This window comes from Levilactobacillus wangkuiensis, from assembly GCF_016861605.1.
GTDB lineage: Bacteria > Bacillota > Bacilli > Lactobacillales > Lactobacillaceae > Levilactobacillus > Levilactobacillus wangkuiensis.
Window position 1 is genome coordinate 130,806 of the sequence record NZ_BOLM01000005.1, and the last position, 19,464, is coordinate 150,269.

Annotated in this window: 24 protein-coding genes; 9 read left to right on the forward strand and 15 right to left on the reverse strand. The window is 50.1% G+C overall.

The annotated features are described in order from the left end of the window. The first annotated feature begins 43 nt into the window (after window positions 1–43). The 4 genes from JUF13_RS05315 (at window position 44) to JUF13_RS05330 (ending at window position 2,443) form a co-directional block, all read left to right on the forward strand. Window positions 44–862, forward strand: coding sequence for a helix-turn-helix transcriptional regulator (locus tag JUF13_RS05315; protein ID WP_203638244.1), 819 nt, complete (start codon window positions 44–46; stop codon window positions 860–862). Between the two features lie 78 nt (window positions 863–940). Further along, window positions 941–1,369, forward strand: coding sequence for an SRPBCC family protein (locus tag JUF13_RS05320; protein WP_203638246.1), 429 nt, complete (start codon window positions 941–943; stop codon window positions 1,367–1,369). After that, the gene (locus JUF13_RS05325) at window positions 1,369–2,325 is read left to right on the forward strand and encodes a quinone oxidoreductase family protein (RefSeq protein ID WP_203638248.1); all 957 of its coding nucleotides are present in this window, start codon (window positions 1,369–1,371) and stop codon (window positions 2,323–2,325) included. Before JUF13_RS05320 ends, JUF13_RS05325 begins: the two co-directional genes overlap by 1 nt. Beyond that, complete coding sequence (locus tag JUF13_RS05330) at window positions 2,303–2,443, forward strand: hypothetical protein (RefSeq protein WP_203638249.1); 141 nt, start codon at window positions 2,303–2,305, stop codon at window positions 2,441–2,443. The genes JUF13_RS05325 and JUF13_RS05330 overlap by 23 nt, the downstream gene beginning before the upstream one ends. A 77-nt stretch (window positions 2,444–2,520) precedes the next feature. Here the strand turns inward: JUF13_RS05330 and JUF13_RS05335 are convergent, their stop codons facing one another. The 7 genes from JUF13_RS05335 to JUF13_RS05365 form a co-directional block, all read right to left on the reverse strand. Next, window positions 2,521–3,018 (reverse strand): cysteine hydrolase family protein, encoded by a 498-nt coding sequence (locus tag JUF13_RS05335; protein ID WP_203638250.1) that lies wholly within the window; start codon window positions 3,016–3,018, stop codon window positions 2,521–2,523. A gap of 155 nt (window positions 3,019–3,173) precedes the next feature. Then, the gene (locus JUF13_RS05340) at window positions 3,174–3,824 is read right to left on the reverse strand and encodes an endonuclease III domain-containing protein (protein WP_203638251.1); all 651 of its coding nucleotides are present in this window, start codon (window positions 3,822–3,824) and stop codon (window positions 3,174–3,176) included. Window positions 3,825–4,006: 182 nt separating this feature from the next. Further along, entirely contained in the window at window positions 4,007–4,366 is a 360-nt protein-coding gene (locus JUF13_RS05345) for a hypothetical protein (protein WP_203638252.1), read from the reverse strand. 132 nt (window positions 4,367–4,498) lie between these two features. Continuing rightward, complete coding sequence (locus JUF13_RS05350) at window positions 4,499–4,681, reverse strand: hypothetical protein (RefSeq protein ID WP_203638253.1); 183 nt, start codon at window positions 4,679–4,681, stop codon at window positions 4,499–4,501. Next, entirely contained in the window at window positions 4,681–5,061 is a 381-nt protein-coding gene (locus tag JUF13_RS05355) for a hypothetical protein (protein WP_203638254.1), read from the reverse strand. Before JUF13_RS05355 ends, JUF13_RS05350 begins: the two co-directional genes overlap by 1 nt. 15 nt (window positions 5,062–5,076) lie before the next feature. After that, entirely contained in the window at window positions 5,077–5,841 is a 765-nt protein-coding gene (locus tag JUF13_RS05360; protein ID WP_203638256.1) for an ABC-2 transporter permease family protein, read from the reverse strand. After that, window positions 5,825–6,757 carry an ABC transporter ATP-binding protein gene (locus tag JUF13_RS05365; protein ID WP_203638341.1) on the reverse strand — a complete coding sequence of 311 codons (933 nt, stop codon included), beginning with the start codon at window positions 6,755–6,757 and terminating at the stop codon, window positions 5,825–5,827. The genes JUF13_RS05360 and JUF13_RS05365 overlap by 17 nt, the downstream gene beginning before the upstream one ends. A gap of 150 nt (window positions 6,758–6,907) precedes the next feature. Here JUF13_RS05365 and JUF13_RS05370 point away from each other — a divergent pair, with 150 nt between their 5' ends. Continuing rightward, window positions 6,908–7,582, forward strand: a complete 675-nt coding sequence (locus tag JUF13_RS05370) for a response regulator transcription factor (protein ID WP_203638258.1) — start codon at window positions 6,908–6,910, stop codon at window positions 7,580–7,582. 13 nt (window positions 7,583–7,595) lie between these two features. Beyond that, window positions 7,596–8,498, forward strand: a complete 903-nt coding sequence (locus JUF13_RS05375; RefSeq protein WP_203638260.1) for a sensor histidine kinase — start codon at window positions 7,596–7,598, stop codon at window positions 8,496–8,498. A gap of 58 nt (window positions 8,499–8,556) precedes the next feature. Here JUF13_RS05375 and JUF13_RS05380 read toward each other — a convergent pair whose 3' ends face one another. After that, window positions 8,557–10,080, reverse strand: coding sequence for an endonuclease MutS2 (locus JUF13_RS05380; protein ID WP_203638261.1), 1,524 nt, complete (start codon window positions 10,078–10,080; stop codon window positions 8,557–8,559). 250 nt (window positions 10,081–10,330) lie between these two features. After that, a complete protein-coding gene (locus JUF13_RS05385) occupies window positions 10,331–10,894 on the reverse strand; it encodes a TetR/AcrR family transcriptional regulator (RefSeq protein WP_203638263.1) in 564 nt (187 codons plus the stop codon). A gap of 155 nt (window positions 10,895–11,049) precedes the next feature. Between JUF13_RS05385 and JUF13_RS05390 the strand changes: the two genes are divergently transcribed. Beyond that, on the forward strand, window positions 11,050–12,795 hold the full coding sequence (locus tag JUF13_RS05390) for an MFS transporter (protein WP_203638265.1): 1,746 nt from the start codon (window positions 11,050–11,052) through the stop codon (window positions 12,793–12,795). A 117-nt stretch (window positions 12,796–12,912) separates the two neighbouring features. Here the strand turns inward: JUF13_RS05390 and JUF13_RS05395 are convergent, their stop codons facing one another. The 5 genes from JUF13_RS05395 to JUF13_RS05415 all read right to left on the reverse strand — a co-directional run bounded on the left by JUF13_RS05395 (window position 12,913) and on the right by JUF13_RS05415 (window position 16,434). Further along, complete coding sequence (locus JUF13_RS05395; RefSeq protein ID WP_203638267.1) at window positions 12,913–13,404, reverse strand: hypothetical protein; 492 nt, start codon at window positions 13,402–13,404, stop codon at window positions 12,913–12,915. Window positions 13,405–13,526: 122 nt separating this feature from the next. Then, entirely contained in the window at window positions 13,527–14,336 is an 810-nt protein-coding gene (locus tag JUF13_RS05400; RefSeq protein WP_203638269.1) for an ImmA/IrrE family metallo-endopeptidase, read from the reverse strand. After that, window positions 14,326–14,667, reverse strand: a complete 342-nt coding sequence (locus tag JUF13_RS05405; RefSeq protein ID WP_203638270.1) for a helix-turn-helix domain-containing protein — start codon at window positions 14,665–14,667, stop codon at window positions 14,326–14,328. Before JUF13_RS05405 ends, JUF13_RS05400 begins: the two co-directional genes overlap by 11 nt. Window positions 14,668–14,919: 252 nt before the next feature. Further along, window positions 14,920–15,789: a hypothetical protein gene (locus tag JUF13_RS05410; RefSeq protein ID WP_203638271.1), complete on the reverse strand. Its 870-nt coding sequence runs from the start codon at window positions 15,787–15,789 to the stop codon at window positions 14,920–14,922. Window positions 15,790–15,876: 87 nt separating this feature from the next. After that, complete coding sequence (locus JUF13_RS05415; RefSeq protein WP_203638272.1) at window positions 15,877–16,434, reverse strand: TetR/AcrR family transcriptional regulator; 558 nt, start codon at window positions 16,432–16,434, stop codon at window positions 15,877–15,879. A 258-nt stretch (window positions 16,435–16,692) separates the two neighbouring features. On the opposite strand from JUF13_RS05415, the gene JUF13_RS05420 reads away from it, so the two are divergent. Then, a complete protein-coding gene (locus JUF13_RS05420; RefSeq protein WP_203638273.1) occupies window positions 16,693–18,087 on the forward strand; it encodes a YhgE/Pip family protein in 1,395 nt (464 codons plus the stop codon). 227 nt (window positions 18,088–18,314) lie between these two features. Then, complete coding sequence (locus JUF13_RS05425; protein WP_203638274.1) at window positions 18,315–18,827, forward strand: VanZ family protein; 513 nt, start codon at window positions 18,315–18,317, stop codon at window positions 18,825–18,827. A gap of 103 nt (window positions 18,828–18,930) precedes the next feature. Here the strand turns inward: JUF13_RS05425 and JUF13_RS05430 are convergent, their stop codons facing one another. Beyond that, window positions 18,931–19,371: a GtrA family protein gene (locus tag JUF13_RS05430; protein ID WP_125762538.1), complete on the reverse strand. Its 441-nt coding sequence runs from the start codon at window positions 19,369–19,371 to the stop codon at window positions 18,931–18,933. Between the last annotated feature and the right edge of the window lie 93 nt (window positions 19,372–19,464).

A 19,464-nucleotide genomic window follows, 5' to 3' on the forward strand; every position in this document is an offset into this window, starting at 1 on the left:
CCAGGTAAATTAGACCTAATCACTCATCCAAGGGGGAATCGCCATGTCACTCGGAACCACGCTTAAGCAAGTTCGCCAGCACCAGCACCGCTCACAAAAGACCGTTGCGGCCGGCATCTGTGCCCAGTCCATGTTGTCAGCCATCGAAAATGATCGGTACACGCCCAATGCTAAGCTCTTGCTGGCGCTCTGTCACCGTCTAGACATTTCGCTCGATGAAATCAGCCTGGCGACCGACTTTGCCATTAGTGGGGATGATCAGTTGAACGCCCACATGCAGCGGCTCTGTAATCAGCACCGCTACCAGGAGCTGGCCGACTTTTTAACGGCTCCCAGTACCCAAGACGCCGTGACCACCGCCCAACAGACACAGGCCTATTACTACTATCTGGGCGTGGCGCAACTCCACGTCGACCCGTCACTCACTGCCGCCGAGCAGAATCTCCAGTTCGCCACGTCCATGACCGAGAAACGGACGCCGACTACCCTGACGCGACTGGCTTTGGCCTCGCTCGCCACCGTGCACGCCAAACAACAGCTACCCGAGAGTGCAGCGCAGTTAATCACGCAGGCGCTCGCCAACCTCGACCAAAGCCCCTACGAAGAAAATAACAATATCCTCTTCTACCTGGCCGCCCTGACTGCCTATTTTTTGCAGGATACCACGGTCGCTACAGAACGCCTCCTAGCAGGAATCACCTACATCACCGACCATGACTCGCACTACATGCTAGCCAACAGTTACCGCCTGCTGGCAGAACTGGCCGAGCAGGCTGGTCACGCCAACGATGCCGAAGCCGCTCGGCAGAAACAACAATTTTTATCGGACCTGTTTCACGAAAAGGTGCCCGAAAAATTTTAGACTATCAGTATTCTGATTTTTAACTGGCGGATAAAACGCTTAAAGTAAGACCATCCAATCAAGGGAGGCCTTTTTTCAATGTCAGAAAACTTATTTCAAAACGTCATCAGCACTCATGCTCGGCCCGACCGTTTACGCGAGATTCTCGTCCACCCGGAAAATTTACCCCTGTGGGACGAAGAGATCATCCAAGTCGTTCCAACCGTCGCAACCGAATTTCAGCTTACCCGTCAACCGCCCGCTCTCAATGAACATGAAGACCTATCCGTCACGGCAACTGCCGACCAAATTATCTACCACAGTCAGGGCGGCCGCTTGGCCTATGACCTCGTCTTCAGCCTAGCCACAGAAGCGACCACCATCCTCACCGAAGAACTCCGCGTCACCAGCACCGGCGGCCTGCCCCTACCTTTACGCCTATTGGCACCCATCGCTCAACAGGCCTTTGCCCAGAAACTCCACCACCTAATCGCCCTCGCCGAATCCTCTCGGGAGGTGCTCAGCTAATGCAAGCTATCGTGCAAGACTCCTACAACGGCATTGACGCGTTGACCCTTGTGACGAAGCCCACGCCAAAATTGCTGAATCCACTCGCCGTCAGAGTCGATACTCATTTCACCCCGGTCATGCCCTACGACGTACTCACCGAGACCGGTCAACTGAAACAACGCCGCCCGGTCAAACTCCCCATCGTGGTCGGTTATGGGTTTGGCGGCATTGTCCGCGAGGTTGGTCAGTTGCGAAACGCCCGCTTTCGTAACCAACCCGTGATTGGCATTCAACTGGCCGGCAGCCACCAGGAACAACTGCTCTCGGCCTTACCGCCACTCCTGGTTCCGGTCCCTCAAGGCGTGTCCTTGGCCGATGCCACAACGGTGATTGGTGGCGCCGATGCCGCTTACTTCGCCTTGAAAAAGTCCCGGTTGACCGCGGGTGAAACGGTACTCATCACCGGCGCCACCGGGAGTGTCGGTACCTACCTGGTCCAGTTGGCCCGGTTGGCGGGCTGTCACGTCATTGCCGTGGGACATTCCAGCCGCCACGCCTTATTAACTGATTTAGGCGCCGAACACGTACTGGACTACGACCGACCACTAGAAGAACAACTGACAACGACTAATGTCGACCAACTCATTGATTTAGCTGGCAATACATCACTACTAGATCATTTAAGCGCTGAACTGGGACCGGCAAATATCTTGTCACTAGCGTTACCGGATTATCGACCAGCTTTTCCGGAACAATCATTTACCTTTGCTAGTGGGGCCATTACCCCCGGTAACTACCGGTGGTTGCTCAACCAGCTGGCTACGGGCGCGCTCACCGCCGTGATTCAAGAACGGTTGCCGTTTACCGCCGTCAAGACCGCCCAACATCACCTGATGACGAAACACTCAGCCGGTCGCATTCTCTTAACCTATCAACAGGAGGCTACTAACTATGTTCATGAACTTAACGATTGATTGGACCCATTTATTACCACAACTCTTAACACTCTGGCTAATTGGCTGGGGAATTCGGGCTCTCCTGGTTGGCTGTATTCTCGGCGGCCTGCTGTGGCTCTTTAAGCGCTCCCACTAAAATTTCCACATAAAAAGGCGCCTCGGCTGACAACTGTCCAGCTCAAGGCGCCTTTAGAATGACATTAAATTATGTGATTACGCTTCTCGCATCGTGACAAAGCGCTTATCCCAAATGCCCTCAAAGAAGGCAATGGTCTGTTCAGCCGTCATGAATTGGTTGTCCACGGTCGTTGTTAACCCCCGCGTCATTTCCAGGTCATACCCGATACCGTGAGCCACCTTAACCGTGGTGTCGACACAGTACTCCGTTTGGGCCCCACAAATTTCCAAGGACTCTGCGGCAAATCCGGTCAGGACACGTCGTAAATTGGTGTGGTAAAAAGCATTGGCATGCGTTTTACTTACAACGGGATCCGTGTCTCGGTAGTCCAGTTCGGGAATAAATTCCCAGTCGTGCGTGCCTTGAACCAGGTCTGCGTCCGTGTGTTGGACGAAAACGATGGGCTTTTTCGCTTGCCGGTACGCCGCAATTCGTGCGTTAACACCCGCGATAACTTGGGGCAAGTTCACAGCGGTTTGGTCGCCGTCACAAACACCATTTTGAAGATCTATGACTAATAAGACATCTGCCATGTTGATGGCCTCCTTCAGGGATCTTTTGCTCACTGTCTATCATAGCGTATTCGACCCCGCAAGTCTCTAAAAATTTATACAGGCAACAGAAATATTATTCATAACAATTAAATCAACAAATTGCCCACAGCCTAGACCATCAACTCCAAAATTTTTTAGACCGCAGCCTCATTTTCCTCATTCAATTTATCACAGTCAATAATCAACTGACAGACTTCCTTGTCCGGCGTCAGCTTCATCGAGTATTTCCGGCCAAACTCGATCATGGTGTGGTGGGCGCGATGTAACTCTTCCGGTTGGAGCACGCTCACGATTTTATTTTCGACCTGTAAGGGGGATGCCGATTGGTCCACAAAATGCAGCCGCTTGGAGATAGCCGAAACGTGGGTGTCCACCGCAAAGGTTGGCTGAGCAAAGACGTCGCTCAAGACCACGTTGGCCGTCTTCCGCCCCGCCCCTGGCAAGGCCATGATTCCCTTTCGGTCGGTTGGCACCACGTCGTTGAGCTCCTCGTGCACGATGCGCGCCGTCTTGATGATGTTGCGTGCCTTGTTGTGAAAAAGCCCAACACTCTTGATAATCAATTCAACGTCGGTCACGTTGGCTGCCATTAAATCTTTGGGTTCGGGATACTTGGCAAACAGCGTGGGGGTGACCTTATTCACCGACACATCGGTCGCCTGCGCACTCAGAATTACTGAGACTAAATATTGAAAGGGTGTCCGCGAATCCAGGGATGGCCCAACTGGTCCCATTTCCTCTTCCATTTGGTGAATGGCCCACACAATCTGTTTGTCCGTTAACATACGACTCCCTCGATTTCTTCAACGTATTTGGTGTTTACTTGCTGACTTAAGTTTACCGCAAAATAAGAGCTGGACCGACTAATTCGATGGAAATCTAGTGGTGAGCCAATGCGCGTAAAAAATTGGTCTCAGAAATCGTCAAATTTCTAAGGCCAATTTTTGTTTTTCAATGTAGCCCTGTACTAACCAATTTCAACCTGCAAAAATTTGATTTTATCATCTTGATCAAACTCATAGCGATCAAACCCGTGATAGGCAAACAGCTGGCCACTACGCTTACGGCCCGCGACGACCCATTCAGCCTTGTAAACGCCTTGGTCCATCACAACATGACAAAGATGGTGTAGCTCTTGATTGTCTTGAAAGAAATGCGTAAAGAAACTCGCGATTGTTACTGGCGTATTGGCGACAAAACCGTTGGCACCCTTAACAACGGCTTTAGCTGAAAAGAGCCCAATTATTTCACTCAGAGCATGCTCATCAGCCGATGCTAAATCCAAAAGCTCAAAATACTTACGGATGATGACTGCTTTCTTGTCCATAGTGGTTCCCTCCTCAATCAATTGTTTAGTCTAAGCGATACCATTGAGAAACAAAACAATCTAATCCCCAGAAATCACAAATAGTTCAGTCAACGACCTATGCCATTGACTGAACTATTGTTTCGAGCTTATCTATTTACCGACACCCGTTAAAAAACAATCGGCAAGATCACCTTCCAACCCAGGACACCAACTAACAGAAAGACTATCAGAACAACCCAAAATAAGTGGAAAAATAATCTGAACATCAGTAATCCCATTCGCAACAAAAATAAAGGTAACTCTAGCAAAAATAGCATTTTCTTTGCCTCCCATCAATCGATTCTGATCAATCGAATGTCCTGCTGCCCCCAATGCCTCTTTTCCGGAACCAGTTTATAATCAATCGTATCCATTTTCATGGCATACCGGCCCCTAAGACGGCCACTTCTGATGCTTAACACCTGATTATAATCGTCAACTGAATAGTGATAGTGACGACTAGAATGGGCGTCGGTGATTTCCATCATTGACTTAGAAAACTTAGCAATTCCGACAGAACCCTGTTTCGTGTTTATATGCCAACTGAATCGTTGCAAAATTTGCTGAGTCGTTAAATGATGTGGCATCCGGGCTATCTTGACGGTTTCAACACCTAAGAACACAATAATTAGGACGGCGATTAACCCCTTCACCAAAACCTTATACTTACTCATCTACTGATATCTCCCCTATAATTCTTTACGCTGCAACATCATCGCTGAAGCCCCACCTGCAACGATAATAATGACCAGACACACGACCAAGTACGGAACCAGACTGGTGATCTTCAACGTTCCCAAGGCAATCTTCTGAACGACATCGGTAAAATCAATGTATGTCAGCCACCGCCAACCCAACATGTCCGAACAGGTCGCCATCAGAACCGGCCACAGTGTAATAAATAGCGCGGCGGTCACGATTGAATCCGTCAACATCAAGATGATAACGCCCATGCTGAGAATGGCATCAATAAAAAGTAAAATCGTCAATAACATCATACCCAATGTCTGTATCAACGTGAGTAGTGGTGCCCCTGCCGACCAACCGGTCAATTCGCCAACCAGAATAACAACGCCGTAGTAACTAGCTGTCAGGACAATCACATCAATCAGCAGCGTCATCAACTTGCTAGTCATAAAGGCTAGTCGTGAAATCCCCGAGACTAAGGTATTCTTATAAACCTTTTTAGAAAATTCCTGACCCATCACCAGCACAAACAAGGCAATCGCTAGGTACAGTAGAATCGTTGCCGACAACGTCGCACTCCTCAGGCCGGTCAGCGCCGACCAATTGGCTGCCCCCAGGCGACGCATGGTGGTCGAGCTGACCATAATGCCGTAGAAACTACCATTAAGCGTAATCATGCCACCTAAGAGGATAGCGGCCGCAAGTGTGAAATAACTCCCCCGACTATGAATTTGACGATAAGCATCCGCCTTAATCTGATTCAACATCCGCCTGGTCCTCCTCAGCAATCAATTTGGTATAGTACTGTTCCAACGAGCTTTCACGCTGAACGACTGCCGAAACGGCAACCCCATTTTCGACCAGTTCCCGGTTAATCGCTGCGGCCGACAGTGTAGTTTGCTGGACGATGAGATGATGATCATCGAGAATCACAAATTTGCCGATGGCCGCCTGGTCTAAGACCTGTCCTGCGAGTGTTACCCGGTCTACCGTCATCTCCAGACCAGACTGATTGATCACGTCTAACTCCGTCTTGGTCAGCTCCTTGATCAATCGGCCGTGATGAATAATCCCAAATCGGTTAGCGACCTGATACAATTCCGACAAGATATGACTCGCCATCAGGATAGTTGTGTGACGCTCTTCATTCAGCCGCTTGATTAATTGACGGAATTCGATAATCCCGTTTGGATCAAGACCATTGATGGGCTCGTCCAGAATCAAAAAATCCGGGCGAGGTAGGATGGCTAGGGCAAGTCCCAGTCGTTGTCGTTGCCCCAGTGATAATTGGTTGGCCTTGGTCGCCTGTTTAGCCGTAAGGTCCACGAACTCTAGGGCTTCCGGAATCAATTGCGGTTCGGCAAGGCCGTGTTGAATCGCACACAGCTTCAAATTTTGCTTAACGGTCAGATTGGGAAAGGCAACGGGATTCTCAATGATGGCCCCCGTTCGCCGCAGCGCATGGCAATAGTGACCCACTGATTCGCCCAACAGGGTAATTTTTCCCGCGGTTAAATGAGATAACCCAGTGATCAGCCGCATCAACGTGGTCTTTCCCGCCCCATTTTCGCCAATTAAACCGTAAATATCCCCCGCCTTGACGGTCATGCTAATGTCAGTCAGCGCCTGGAATTCCCCGAATTTCTTACTGACATGTTTGACGACTAAAACGTTCTCACTAATAATGAATTCCCCCCTCAGCGTTCTCAACACTGATTAATGTACGGCAGCTTTCTAAAGCCCCGGTATAAATAAACCTTAATTTAACCTAAATTGTGACGATGAACCGATTCGACTATAATTGAAACGTACCTTAAGGAGACTTTTAAAACGATGCAAAAAATTCTAATCGTGGAAGACCATACCGATATTCAGGACCTCCTGCACGATGTCCTCAGTCCCACCTACCAAATTTTAACTGCCTTAGATGGCATCAGTGCCTTACAAATTTTTAATGATCAGCAACCTGACTTAATCATTCTAGACTTGATGTTGCCGAACATTACTGGCGAAAGCGTCCTGAAGACGATCCGTAAAACCTCCAGTGTGCCCATCCTGGTTCTGACCGCCATTCAGTCGAAGACCAAAACAGTTGCTTTACTTCAAGCAGGGGCCAACGATTACCTGACCAAACCGTTCGACATTGATGAACTGTTGGCCCGTATTCAAGTTCAACTACGCGCGTTGCCCTCGACGATTCAGCCAGCACCTGACGTCCTAAAGTTTAACGAAATTTGCTTGGATAGCAACACCCATCATATCACGGTTGCTAACCAGCCCTTAGTCTTACCTAAAAAGGAATTCAACCTACTGAAGCTACTCCTCAAGGAACCCCACCAGGTCTTTGAAAAGGCTCAGCTGTACGAATCGGTCTGGGGTGAACCTTATCAAAATGCCGAGAACACCCTCAACGTTCATCTTAGTAATCTTCGGATCAAACTAAATGAGTTGGCTGAACAGCCACACTATATCGTCTCCGTCTGGGGAATCGGCGTCCGACTGGCTTGATAAGGAGGGACTCATGTTAACTTTTATCATCGGCATCTTAGTCTTGGTGGTCCTGGCTCTTGTGATTATCCTGAGTCAACTGCTCAGCGCACTACATCGCATCACAACGGATCTCACCTATATCAATACCCACACCACCAACGCAGGCATCACAAGTAATTTTCATTTCGGCGGCCTTCAACGCCTGGCCTTGGCCCTGAACCACATGCTTAGCCAGACTCAGAATCTCCAGCAAACGGAGTACCAGCGCGAACATCACCTGGAGCAAATGCTGCTTAACCTCACGCACGACATCAAGACACCGCTGACCGTGGCCACTGGCTACGTCCAGTTGATTCAGCAAAAACCAACGGCCGCCACGCCAACTAACCTGCAACGCGTGCTAGACAACCTGGCGTCCGTCAACTACTACTTACGCTACTTGATGGATTTTAATTTAGTGCGTACCAAAGCGAATCATTTAAATCTGGAATCGGTGAACGTGTCCCATTTTCTGGAGCAGGAACTGTTTGGCTTCTTTGATGATTTGACTGCAAAACAGATTACTGTGACTCCCCAGATTACACCTAATATCACACTCACGACCGACCAGCTTTTACTCCAAAGAATCGTTCAAAATCTGGTCGGTAACTGGCTCAAATACGCACAGAACTCAGCCACTGTCAGCCTAAAACCGCTGGATGATCAGCATATCTGTCTCGAATTTCAAAATGAAACCGCGGTAACTTCAGTGGAAAATTCCATGACGACTGAGCAGTTCTACACCACCGATGATCACTCCACAGAAAGTCTCGGGTTGGGATTGAACATTGTGCAATCCCTGGTGACTACCTTGGGCGGGAAACTAGCCATCAAGACCGACAACCAGCAGTTTACGGTGCGCTTAACTTTCAGGACAACCCGCCCACTAGACTAATTTCCACAGCAAAAGACGGCAACCAGCTCATAGCGGTTACCGCCTTTTTTCGTGATTTTTACTGAGCTTCCTTCGCTGCGAGTCGCTGCCGGGTGTCGGCCAGAATAGCTGGGGACAAGCCCAACCGTTCGGCTAGCCACACGGCCTCACTCGCCCCCACCTGGTTAAGTAACAGGTGATACGTGGGCTCCAGCGTTTTTGGATCAAAGGCCATGGTGGCCGTCATAAACGTTGGACAGTCCACCGCGTATTCCTTGATGGCACTGAAGTGGGTCGTCGCAATGATCGTTGCCTTTTTCTGGCGAAGATACTCGATGATAGAAATGCTCAGGGCAGAACCCTCTTCCGGATCGGTCCCGCTCCCAATTTCATCGAGCAAGACTAAAGCGTTGTCCTGAATGTGATCGGTCATGTCGACCAGCGTCGTCATCTCGGCGGCAAAGGTACTGAGCTGCGCCGTGATGCTTTGGTTATCGCCGATGTCGACCCAAAACTGGCTGAAGACGGGCATCTGTGTCCCAGCATCAACCGGCAATTCCAAGCCAAATTGGATCATCAGGGCAAATAGCGCAATCGTCTTCAAAACGACCGTCTTGCCCCCGGAGTTGGCACCGGTGATCATCAGGCCCTGTTGCGGCGTCAATTCGATATCGAGGGGCACCGCGTGTTTTAACAAGGGATGGCGGCCGGCGACAATCTTCACGTGCTGGTCCGTATTGAGTGCGGGCAACTGACTGCCGGTTTCCAAACCGTACTGGCCCCGCGCCATAATCTGATCAAAGCGACTGAGGAGCGTTTGGTTCTCGGTCAGGGCGTCCCAGTTATCCAAGACATCTCCGGTTAAGGTCACCAGTAATTGATAAACCTCGGCGCTCTCGTCCGCAATCACCCCCGCGAGGACGGCACCCTTCTTCGCCACCGTTGCCGGTTCGAAGAAGACCGTTGAGCCGGTCGAGGACTGGTCAATGATTTGGCCCTTAAACTTGTTCTTCTCGCCAGCCTTCAACTGGACACAAACCCGGTCGTTGCGGGTAATCAGGCGTTTGCTTTGGACGGAATGGGGATGCTTCTGGACAAATTGGGTCAAGGTCGTCTGGACCTGTTGCCGTTGCTTGACAATTTTTTGGCGAATCTCAGCCAATTCAGGCGTGGCATCATCCGCCACCTGGCCGTGCACGATGACGTGTTCCAAACGTTGTTGTAGCCCGGTGAGCTGAGTCGATGACGCCAGCAGGTCTGTTAGGTGAGTGGCCTGTTGCTGATTAGCCTGCAGGGTCGTTTTCAAGCGACGTAGGTTAATCAAAAAGTGATTGACGAGGTCCAATTGTGGCGCGTTTAACATCAGCCCTTGATCCAGCTTTGTCTGTAGGGCATCCATCTGGTCCAGGTCAAAGTAGGTAAAGACCACGTTATTGGCCAATAACTGGTGGGCTTCCGTCGTCAGTGCCAGTTCTTTGCGAACGCTAGCGATGTCGGTCTGATTGGTCGCGGTTTGAATGGCCGTGGCCGCCCGAGTACTGTGAGTAAACGAGGCGACCTTTGCCAAGATTTGATCTAATTGGGTAATTTCTTTTAAATTCATTTTCTCTCCTTGCAGCGAACAGCCTGGCGGAACGCTTCATAAGGTTCATTGAACTGTTGGTCGTGCTGCTTGCTAATCTGTGTACGAATTATTGCCGGACATTTCACGGCAATCTACCACACTCATTAACGTCACTCCTCATTTTTCCGTAGACTCTAACCGTAACATACGGGGTGGCTTTGAGCAAACTCAGGCCGGCCAATAGCCCCCGGGAAGGTCTGGGTACACTTCCTGAGGGCTATTTTAAAATCTACTCTGCCGTTTCTCCCAACCGCTGCAAGCCAGCCATCAGTAATGTAGCCATTTCCGCTGGTGACTCTGGCTGGTCCTTGACTAGCCATTGACTCAAGACATTCCAAAAGCCCCCAACTGCAAAGCTCATGATGTAAGCGATTTCGGTCGGTGACCCCGCAATGTGCCACGGAGCTGGGAAGACCCGGTAAACTTCGTTGGCCATTGGGGTAATCTTGGCCAGCATCCGACCGAATAGTCCCTGTTCCATCAGCAACCGAAGCTGTTTTCGTTCCTGCCACCAGAAGTCAAAGAAGTACGTCAACACATCTTTAAATACCATCTTCTGCGGCGCAATCTGTTGTAGCGCGGTCAGGTAGCGCTGACCTACTTCACGGTTATACGCATCCAGTAGGTCATCCTTATCTCGGAATGCTCGGTAAAAGGTTCGGCGAGAGAGCTGTGCCTGTTCCGCAATTTGTTTAACGGTAATCGTCTCGTAAGGTTGCTCGGCTAATAAATCAAAGAGCGCGGCAATCAACCACGCCTTAGACTGCTGTGCCAGTCTTTCTTGTCCATTCATGCTGTTCCGACCTCCTGTCACAAATTCCCGACTTGTGTAGCACTTGTTGTCATTAGCGCCGCACAGCTTGTCTCCCTCAGTATACGCTGTTAGAGTCAAGGTGTCACAGATGAGACACACCGACTCAGATGTGTCAGCTAAAGGGGGAGAAGCATATGAACAAATTAAAAGGTGTCTTACCCGTTTTACTCTTAGGTAACTTACTGTGTATGATGGACGTCTCCATTATGACCATCGTGTTACCCGAGATTCAGTCGGCTTTTGGGGAAAGCCTCACGGAACTCTCGTGGGCACTGAACGTCTACACAATCATCTTCGCCACGTTAATTATTCCGTTTGGCCGGTTGGCGGAACGCTTCGGTCAGAATAAATTTGTCTTCGCTGGACTGGTAGTCTTTGGGACCGGCTCACTTCTGACCGGCATGGCGCCTAACCTTACCTGGATGCTGATTGCTCGGGCCATCCAAAGTATTGGCGCCGCAGCCATCATTCCAACCAGCATGGTCATTGGCTTAGACCTCAGCTCCATGGCTAACCGTAACCGCGTCGTGGCTGCTCTGGCAGGTGTTCAGGGGTTGGCCGTTGCCTTAGGACCAACCATCGGTGGTATCGTCGCCCAATACTTTGGCTGGCGGTGGGTCTTCTTTATCAACGTGCCCTTGGTCGTCCTGGACTTACTGGTGTTTGGCTTTGTCTTACCCCTCCGCCACGAAAAAACAACCCACGTTAAAATTGACTGGCTTGGTGCCACTCTCAGCATGATCATGCTCTTCAGTCTCTCGTTGGGCTTGATCAAGGGAAATGATTGGGGCTGGCAGTCTCCCGTCATTCTCAGTCTATTTGCTCTCGCCCTCATCGGTTTTCTTCTTTTTCTTTTCTGGGAACGTCACACGAAAGTGCCAATGGTCGACCTACAACTGTTCCGGAGCCGCAACTTTAACGGCTCAAGTCTGGCGCTGGTCCTCTGCAATTTCTTCTTAGGTGGCATGGCCGTCCTCTTGCCCACATTTCTAACGCGGGTCCATGGCACTAGCGAGCTCAAGGCCGCGCTGTTAATGACACCCTACTCGGTCACCGTAATGATTACGGTCATCTTGACCTCACTCGTGATCAAGCGCATCAATAACAAAGTCATTGTCGCCGCTGGTTTTCTCTTGATGGGCGTGAGCTACCTACTGCTGAGCACCGTTCCCATGGGGTCAAACTACCACCAGCTGATTCTCGCAGACGTTCTATTGGGCCTAGGCTATGGCTTAGTCGCCGCAACAGCTAATATTCTAGCGGTAGCCGACTTCCACGGTTCACGGTTAACCAGCTCGCAAAGCGTCGCAAACGTTCTGCGGCAAGTGGGGATGGTCCTGGCGATTGCAGTCTTCACGACCCTGCTGACCAGCAACGTGACCCAAGCAAAGCGAAACACGTTAGCCGATGCTCAGACGCAAGTGAGTCGATTGGCCAACGTCACCACTGCCCAGAAAAACACGTTGACTCGTAAGCTACGGCGGAAGCTCAATCCGAACAGCACCACCGTGACCGCGACGGCCGCAACTGTGACGTCTCCAACCGTGACTATCTCAGAGGCAACCCGCCAACAGAAGGCAACGGTGGCCTATCGCCAAGCCATCCAGCAACTCGCCACGGTCAAACAAGTTTCCCCGTCCCTGATTCCCCAGGTCACGAAGCAGCAGATTCACCACACCATTACGCTAGCCGTTAACCGCAAGATTACCCAAAAAGTCCAGCAACTTAATCAGGAGCTGGCTAATCTAGTCCACACGATTCGGCAGGCGCTGAAGCACCATTTGAACCACGCTTTCTTAAATGTCTTTGGTAGCCTAAGCTGGTTACCGTTTGCAGCCCTGCTGATTGTGCCAGTTTTCAAGTTCCGTCGTGAAGACTAAGATGAAGTAAAGGTGCCCATCCTCTCAATAAATTCTGAGAAGATGGACACCTTTTTAACGTAAGTTCCCAATTGCACCACTTTTTCGAAAGACTATACTATTTTTCTTAGGTGTAATTTACTCTCCAAAGCGATCATCTAACGCCGCCAGCTTGTACGCACGAGTAGTTGTATCTTCAAACAAGGTTTTGTAGAAGTGGCGTACTTTTGATTTCGCAACGCCAGCTTCGGTCACACAGTAAACACAAAAATCTTCAGCCGAGTTTTGGGCAATCAGATGTTGCGCCCCATCCACATCAATGTAAGAATATTGCTCTTGTCTAACAACCGTTTGAATATCCGCGTCATCGCTACAAATAAGCTGAGCGTCCTCGAGTAAGCAAACGGCTAACGTGGCAATTTCACCAATATCAGCGGTATTCTTCGCCCGTTTTCCTTGAGCCGCACGCTTTAAGTTCATTTGGCGAAAAGCATTTTTAATTTCAGCCACATAACTGGCGTAAATAACCTTTTCGTTTGCGGTTAGCTTGCTGGTGTCAAAGATCTGCCAATTACGCTGCCGTATTTCACGTTCCACAATTGCTCGACCTTGTAATAACTCTGCTAGCACATCCATGTGGATCCAGACGTTGCCGTACAGTAACTCAATCTATTCAAAAACATTTTCCTTGTGGTACTGCATAGCAAAAATCAACATATTTGTGTCGATAAATACACGTGCTTTTCGTCTATTCACGCATTGTCCTCACTGAGTCGGTCAACTTGTTCTTGCCGTCTATTCAAAAGGTCAACCGCCAACTGAGGTTCAGTATGTGCCGCTAAGCTCGAAGCTTCCGTCAAGGTGATTTGCTGTTTCGCCACTAACTGGTTAATGAGTTCAGCCATTCCAGCAAATTTTTTAAAATGGACAGCCTGATCTAAGGAACTGGGTGGAAAATTTGAGTGGCAGACGTAATCACGCCAGTCACTTTCCGACAAGTTCACTAAGCTTTTACTTAAGAGGAGTCCTAACTCTTTCAACCGCCGAGTGACCGCCACATAAGGCATTGATGAAATGTTTGCGATACGCACAATAGCGGCTTGAGCAACTTGTTTATCCGTTGATGGTTGTAACCCCACATATTTTGACCAGGTTGCCAGCATGGCTTCCTTAGGCATCATCACTGCAGCAGCAAAATGATCCGCTGCACGTTCCATATCAAATAAGGGTAATTGGACCTGTGCCATAATTTTTTTATTCTCAGGACCAAAGAGTTCCGCTTTCAGGGCTAAGTGCCACAACTCGTGAGCCGCACTATAATACCGTGCACGTAATGGCTGCCAAGTATTTAAGACAACAAAATTTTGCTGACGAAACGAAACTGCTGCACCAGAATATTCTGAATCGTCAACGTCCTGATAAATTACCCAGGCTCTAGCTGATAGGACACTTTCAATATCGGCACCCATGAAGATATCTAGACCAAAGTTCTCCGTAAGAAACGCATTGGCCGCAATCTCAGCAATATTTTCAGAAAACACGGTCTTAACATCATCTGCCATTAGCACTCTCCTCTAGTTCAACGTAGCGTTCGATATCCCAAAGTAACTGATCAAAGGCTTGCTTCGAGTTTTCATTTGACAACGATCCCCGCAACTTATAGCTAGGTGTCTGCAAGGTTTGTTCTGCCTGGCTCATGGTCAGCTCCTCAAAAGGAACATTAATGACGCTCGCAATGTTAATGAGTTGTTTCGTCTGTAGCTTGCGCTTACCACTAAAAATTTGACTCATTAATCCTGGGGTAACGGCAATTTGCTCGGCCAACCACTTCTGTGACCGGTTATTAGCCTTTAGCCAGCCTTGAACATTATTAATCACGACAGCGTTATTCATTTGAATTCCTCCGTAAATGTCTTCTAACAGTTAGATTCATTTTAACAGATTTGTAAATATTAACAAGAAAAGAATTTTATTTGTTAATTTAGAATTTTAATCGTAACGTTCAGGCCCTGCCAAACAAAGGTGCCTATCCTCTCAAACATTTCTGAGAAGATGGGCACCTTTTGCTTGGTATTTAACCACCGATGTTTCAAATGGCGGTGGTTCCTATCACGTTAATATTTAAGCTTAAGATCTTTAGCCTCACTAGTCCACCCGTTGCCCAATCGCAAACGCGTAGAACTTTTCTGCATTCGGACCATTATCGATAGAAGGTTTTCCCTTAACATTTTCCTCGATGTTTAAGCCAATCTCATAGTGCCTAAGCTTTCCCAGTTTGGCAGCCGTATAGCCGTAGTCGTTGGCCAAAATCTGCTTAACCTTTTTGACCCGCTTCGTCGTGCTGACGGCGTTACTCGTTGCCAGATATTCAGTCACCTTAGGGAAATAGGTCACGTGCTGATACTTATTTGGCTTCAGCACACTCTTCTTAACCATTGGCAGGGCTGGATCCTCGTTACCCAGTTTCTGCCCAAATTCGTACGCCGCAATATTGGTTAAATCATAGGTTAATTTCATGTTAGGTAATGCTTTTGCTATCGCCCGGGTAATGCCCTGAGTTGGCGAGAGCTTGAGGTAGTCTTGGTAGTCCCGATTGTTTGTGAACCACCCCATTGGGACGTAGCGACTCTTTAGCCGGTCCAGCGCCAACCCCTGCGTCACATACCCCCGCCAAACGTAGCCGGCCGTCGCCTTCGGATGGGCCTTGGTCCCACCCGCAACGAGGTAGTAGTAAACGGCTTTCGTCTGACCGTGTTTTAAGACCACGGTTGAGGCCCGAGAAAAGGTTGTATTCGGCCTATCCGTCAAGTAACCGTGCCGCTTCGTGTGTTTCTTATTCCACATGGTCACCTTTTTATTAGGATATTTCGCCCGATAAGTTGGCCGCTGAGTCGGCCACTTTTCTGAAACCACCGTGTACTTCTGCGAAGCCTGCGCGGTCTGAGCCGAAGCTAGCCCCAGTGTCACGCCGACGGTTAACCCCAAGACGATCCCGACTGTTTGTCGTAATTTCATGGTTTCCACCCCTTTGGCACCATCATATCATAGATCACTGCTTTTTTTAAGCGCTTACACAACAAGATGGTGATCACCCTCGTAGACTCACTCGGTGACCCCCAACAACTGTTGTGGCGACAGACTTCTGGTCTGCTTGAAAAGTGTGTAAGCCTGCTCCGACGATGGCACGGGCTCCTGCCCTAACCAATTACCCACAAAATCAAGAATGCCTTGCGCCACCAATTCGCGCGCGATAGCTGGTGAAATGGGCGAGGCCGTGGCTGGACCAATGACGGTCAAAATCAGCGTCTTGACCCGCCCACGCAACTGCGAAGCCGGGCTATTTAACAGAACCACGGCCAACTGCCGCTGACGGTACAGGTAGGTAAACAGCTTCCCAAAAGCATCCGTCGTGGTTGCCCCCGTCCCTGGCTTGGGGTACCGCTGGAAGATTTCTTGGACCTGTGCCACCAGGTCATTTTCCAAATGAGTTAACAAGTCGTACTTGTCTAAGTAGTGGAGGTAGAAAGTCCCCCGATTAATGTGCGCCGTCTGACTCAACTTCTGAACGGTCAGCCGATCAAACCCAACTGTCGTCACCAACTGGATAAAGGCCCGCTGAATTTTGACCTCCGTGGCCAATCTTTTCGCATCCGTTTCCATGATGCACCTCCCTGAACAGATTGTTTAGTCGGCTCCCATTAAAAAACTTTTGAACGTCACAGTCAAACAACATCACCGGCCACAGTGTCGCTGGTTAAGTCAGCTGATTTGATAAGGTTTCGCAAAGAAACGACAGTCACCCGCTGGTCTGAGCAACTCAACAATTGGTACCAAGATGTTGATTGTCTGAACATTTTCGTGCTGTTATGCTAGCCCCGTTCAATCAACAAGCTGTTAATTTGAAAGGGGCGGTTGCTCATGCTCAAAGCCGAATGGACCTACCTACGCCAACACAAAATGATGTTGGTCGTCTTGTTAATGATTGCGTTGATTCCCGCAATTTACTGTTACTTTTACCTCTCCTCTATGTGGAACACGTACGGCCACTCGGCTGATATCCCGGTTGCCGTGGTCAATCACGACCAACCCGTTACCGATCAGGGGCACCGCGTCGCTATTGGCCAGCAGCTGACCCGTAACTTGGACAAGTCCACAGCGTTAGACTTTCACCACCTGAGCGCTACCACGGCGCACCACCGGCTCAAGGCGGGCAAACTTTACCTGGTCATCACGATTCCTGCCAACTTTTCCCACAACGCGACGACGCTTCTGACCGACGCGCCCCAGCAACTCCAGCTACACTATGACCTGAACTCAGGCACCAACTTCATCGTCTCAAAAATGACGACCGGCGCGGCCAATGCCATCACGGCGACCGTCAGCCGTAACGTCACGCAACTAGAGACTCAGGTGTTATTGCAGGCACTCCATGGTGCCGCTGCCGGAATGACGCGGGCAGCAGCAGGGAGTCGGCTGCTCACTAGCGGCACCCAGCGCCTGCAAGCAGGCAACCGTTCCCTGCAAGTCGCCACACAAACGGTCAAGCAACCCGCCCTGATTGCTGGCTTAACCACCACGCAACAAGGCCTGACGCAACTTCACACCGGCAGTCAATCGCTAGGAACCAGCTTGGCTGTTGGAGGTCAACGGCTGGCGACCCTGGCAACCCGGCCCGCTAACGCTCGGGTCCTCGCTCAACCCGTAATTGCTCACAGCCATGATGTAGCGAGTGTACCCAACAACGGCACTGGTATGGCGCCATTTGCGATTGCCATCGGGCTCTACGTCGGTGGCATTGCCCTCGGTACCATGTACGACGGCCGCCGAACCTACCGTCGGCCACGTAACGCCCTCACCTGGTGGGCCAGCAAGGCCGTCATCATCGGTACGGTCGCCCTGGGGCAAAGTGGTCTGCTCTACGCGACCCTGCGCCAGGCCAACACCTTAACCGTCCAGTCCCGCCTGATGCTCTTCAGCGCCATTCTCATCGGGTCGCTGCTCTTTCTATCCCTCATTTTCTGCTTACGACTCCTACTAGGCGGCTTCGGAACCTGGCTGATTTCCATCGTCCTGGTCCTGCAGCTGGCCAGTTCCGGTGGTCTTTACCCGCTCCCCTTAGTGAGTCCGCTGGCCCAAGCCCTCAATCCCTGGTTACCGATGACCTACCTGATTCAGGTGCTCCGGTCGGCCATTTCTACCAATCTGGCTTTACCTGGCGCCTGGTGGACGATGTTGCTGATGATCATCGGGTTAAATGGCCTGATTATTGTGCGGTTCCAGTTGGATTTGAAACGAAACGCACTCGCTGACTGAATTCTAAAACGACTACCCCCACCGGTAGCCGTTTTTTAGTCCCCAGCGCTAACCACAAATCCCCGAAAAACTGTGATGTTTCTTTGACCAAGTCCTTACGATTTTCCTAAAGGCCCCAAGAAACCTTAAAACTCCGGTCGAAAGTCCCCGTAACCGCGAATTCTGTTGTAGTCTAGGAACATGTTAACGGACACGACAGACACACAAAAATTCACGGAGGTGGTTCGATGCGTTGGGAACCCTTATTACTCATTATCTTAATGGCTGGACTAAGCGGCCTGCTCATCGTCGCAACCGGTGGTAAACATCGCTGGTTCGCCCTCTTAGTGCTAAGCTACTTAACGGGTTTAGCCGCCATTCTTTTCACCCCGATTTCATTTGATGGCACTGGCATTTACATCATGCCGATTGGCATCGGGCGGGTCAATCTGACCAACCTAGACGTCTTCAACCTCGGATTCTTGGAAAATATTATCTTAACGATTCCACTGGGGCTCCTGTTGAAATGGGCGCTCCCTAAGCTGTCCCTCTTCGGCGTCGGCTTCTGCGGGCTCTTCGTTGGCAGCAGTGTCGAGACCATCCAATACGTGCTCTCCCATCACTGGCTGATCAATCGGAGCAGCGACATCAACGACGTCCTGGCCAATGCGCTGGGCATCGTCATCGGTGGCCTGGCCGTCGCCGCCTTTTACCGACTCACGGCTAGTCATCGACAACGCCCGGAACGGGTTGCGGCTTAATTATTTAAAATGCACACACAAACAAGGCACCACTGCTATCCACGAGAGATAACAGCGGTGCCTTGTTTTGTCCTGATTAATGCTAAGACTCTAGCTAATAGATTCAGTCCTGTTCGTTTACTGAAGACGCTTTGTTTTTCTTAAACACGAACCATTTACTAAAGAAGTAATTCGCCAGCACGACCACCACTTGGTCGACCAGTTTCGTCAGCATTTCATTTTGCTGCAGCAATGAAACCCCCAGCCACATGATAGCCATGTCCATGATCAACGTCGCCCCTCTGGCCAGGAAAAACGAGACGACCTCGTTGACTAAGGCCTTGAACGTCGTGAAGTGGGAATGGAAGACCCACACCCGATTGGTCAGGTAGGCAAATAACACGGATAGGAACCAGGCCCAGACGTTGCCGACCTGGTAGTTCCAGCCCCACAAAGTCGCCGTGACGTAGAAAACGACCAAGTTGACCAGTGTCGTCAGGCCCCCGAAAATCAGGTACGCCAAGATATCCTGATATTTAGTATAGAGTTGTAATAGTCGTTTCACGTTGTTCGTCCTCCCTGAATTCTGCTCATCTTATCTTCTCCCGTTATAGTCGAAATCGGTTACTGGCGCAAGCACCCACCCCGATTTCATAGA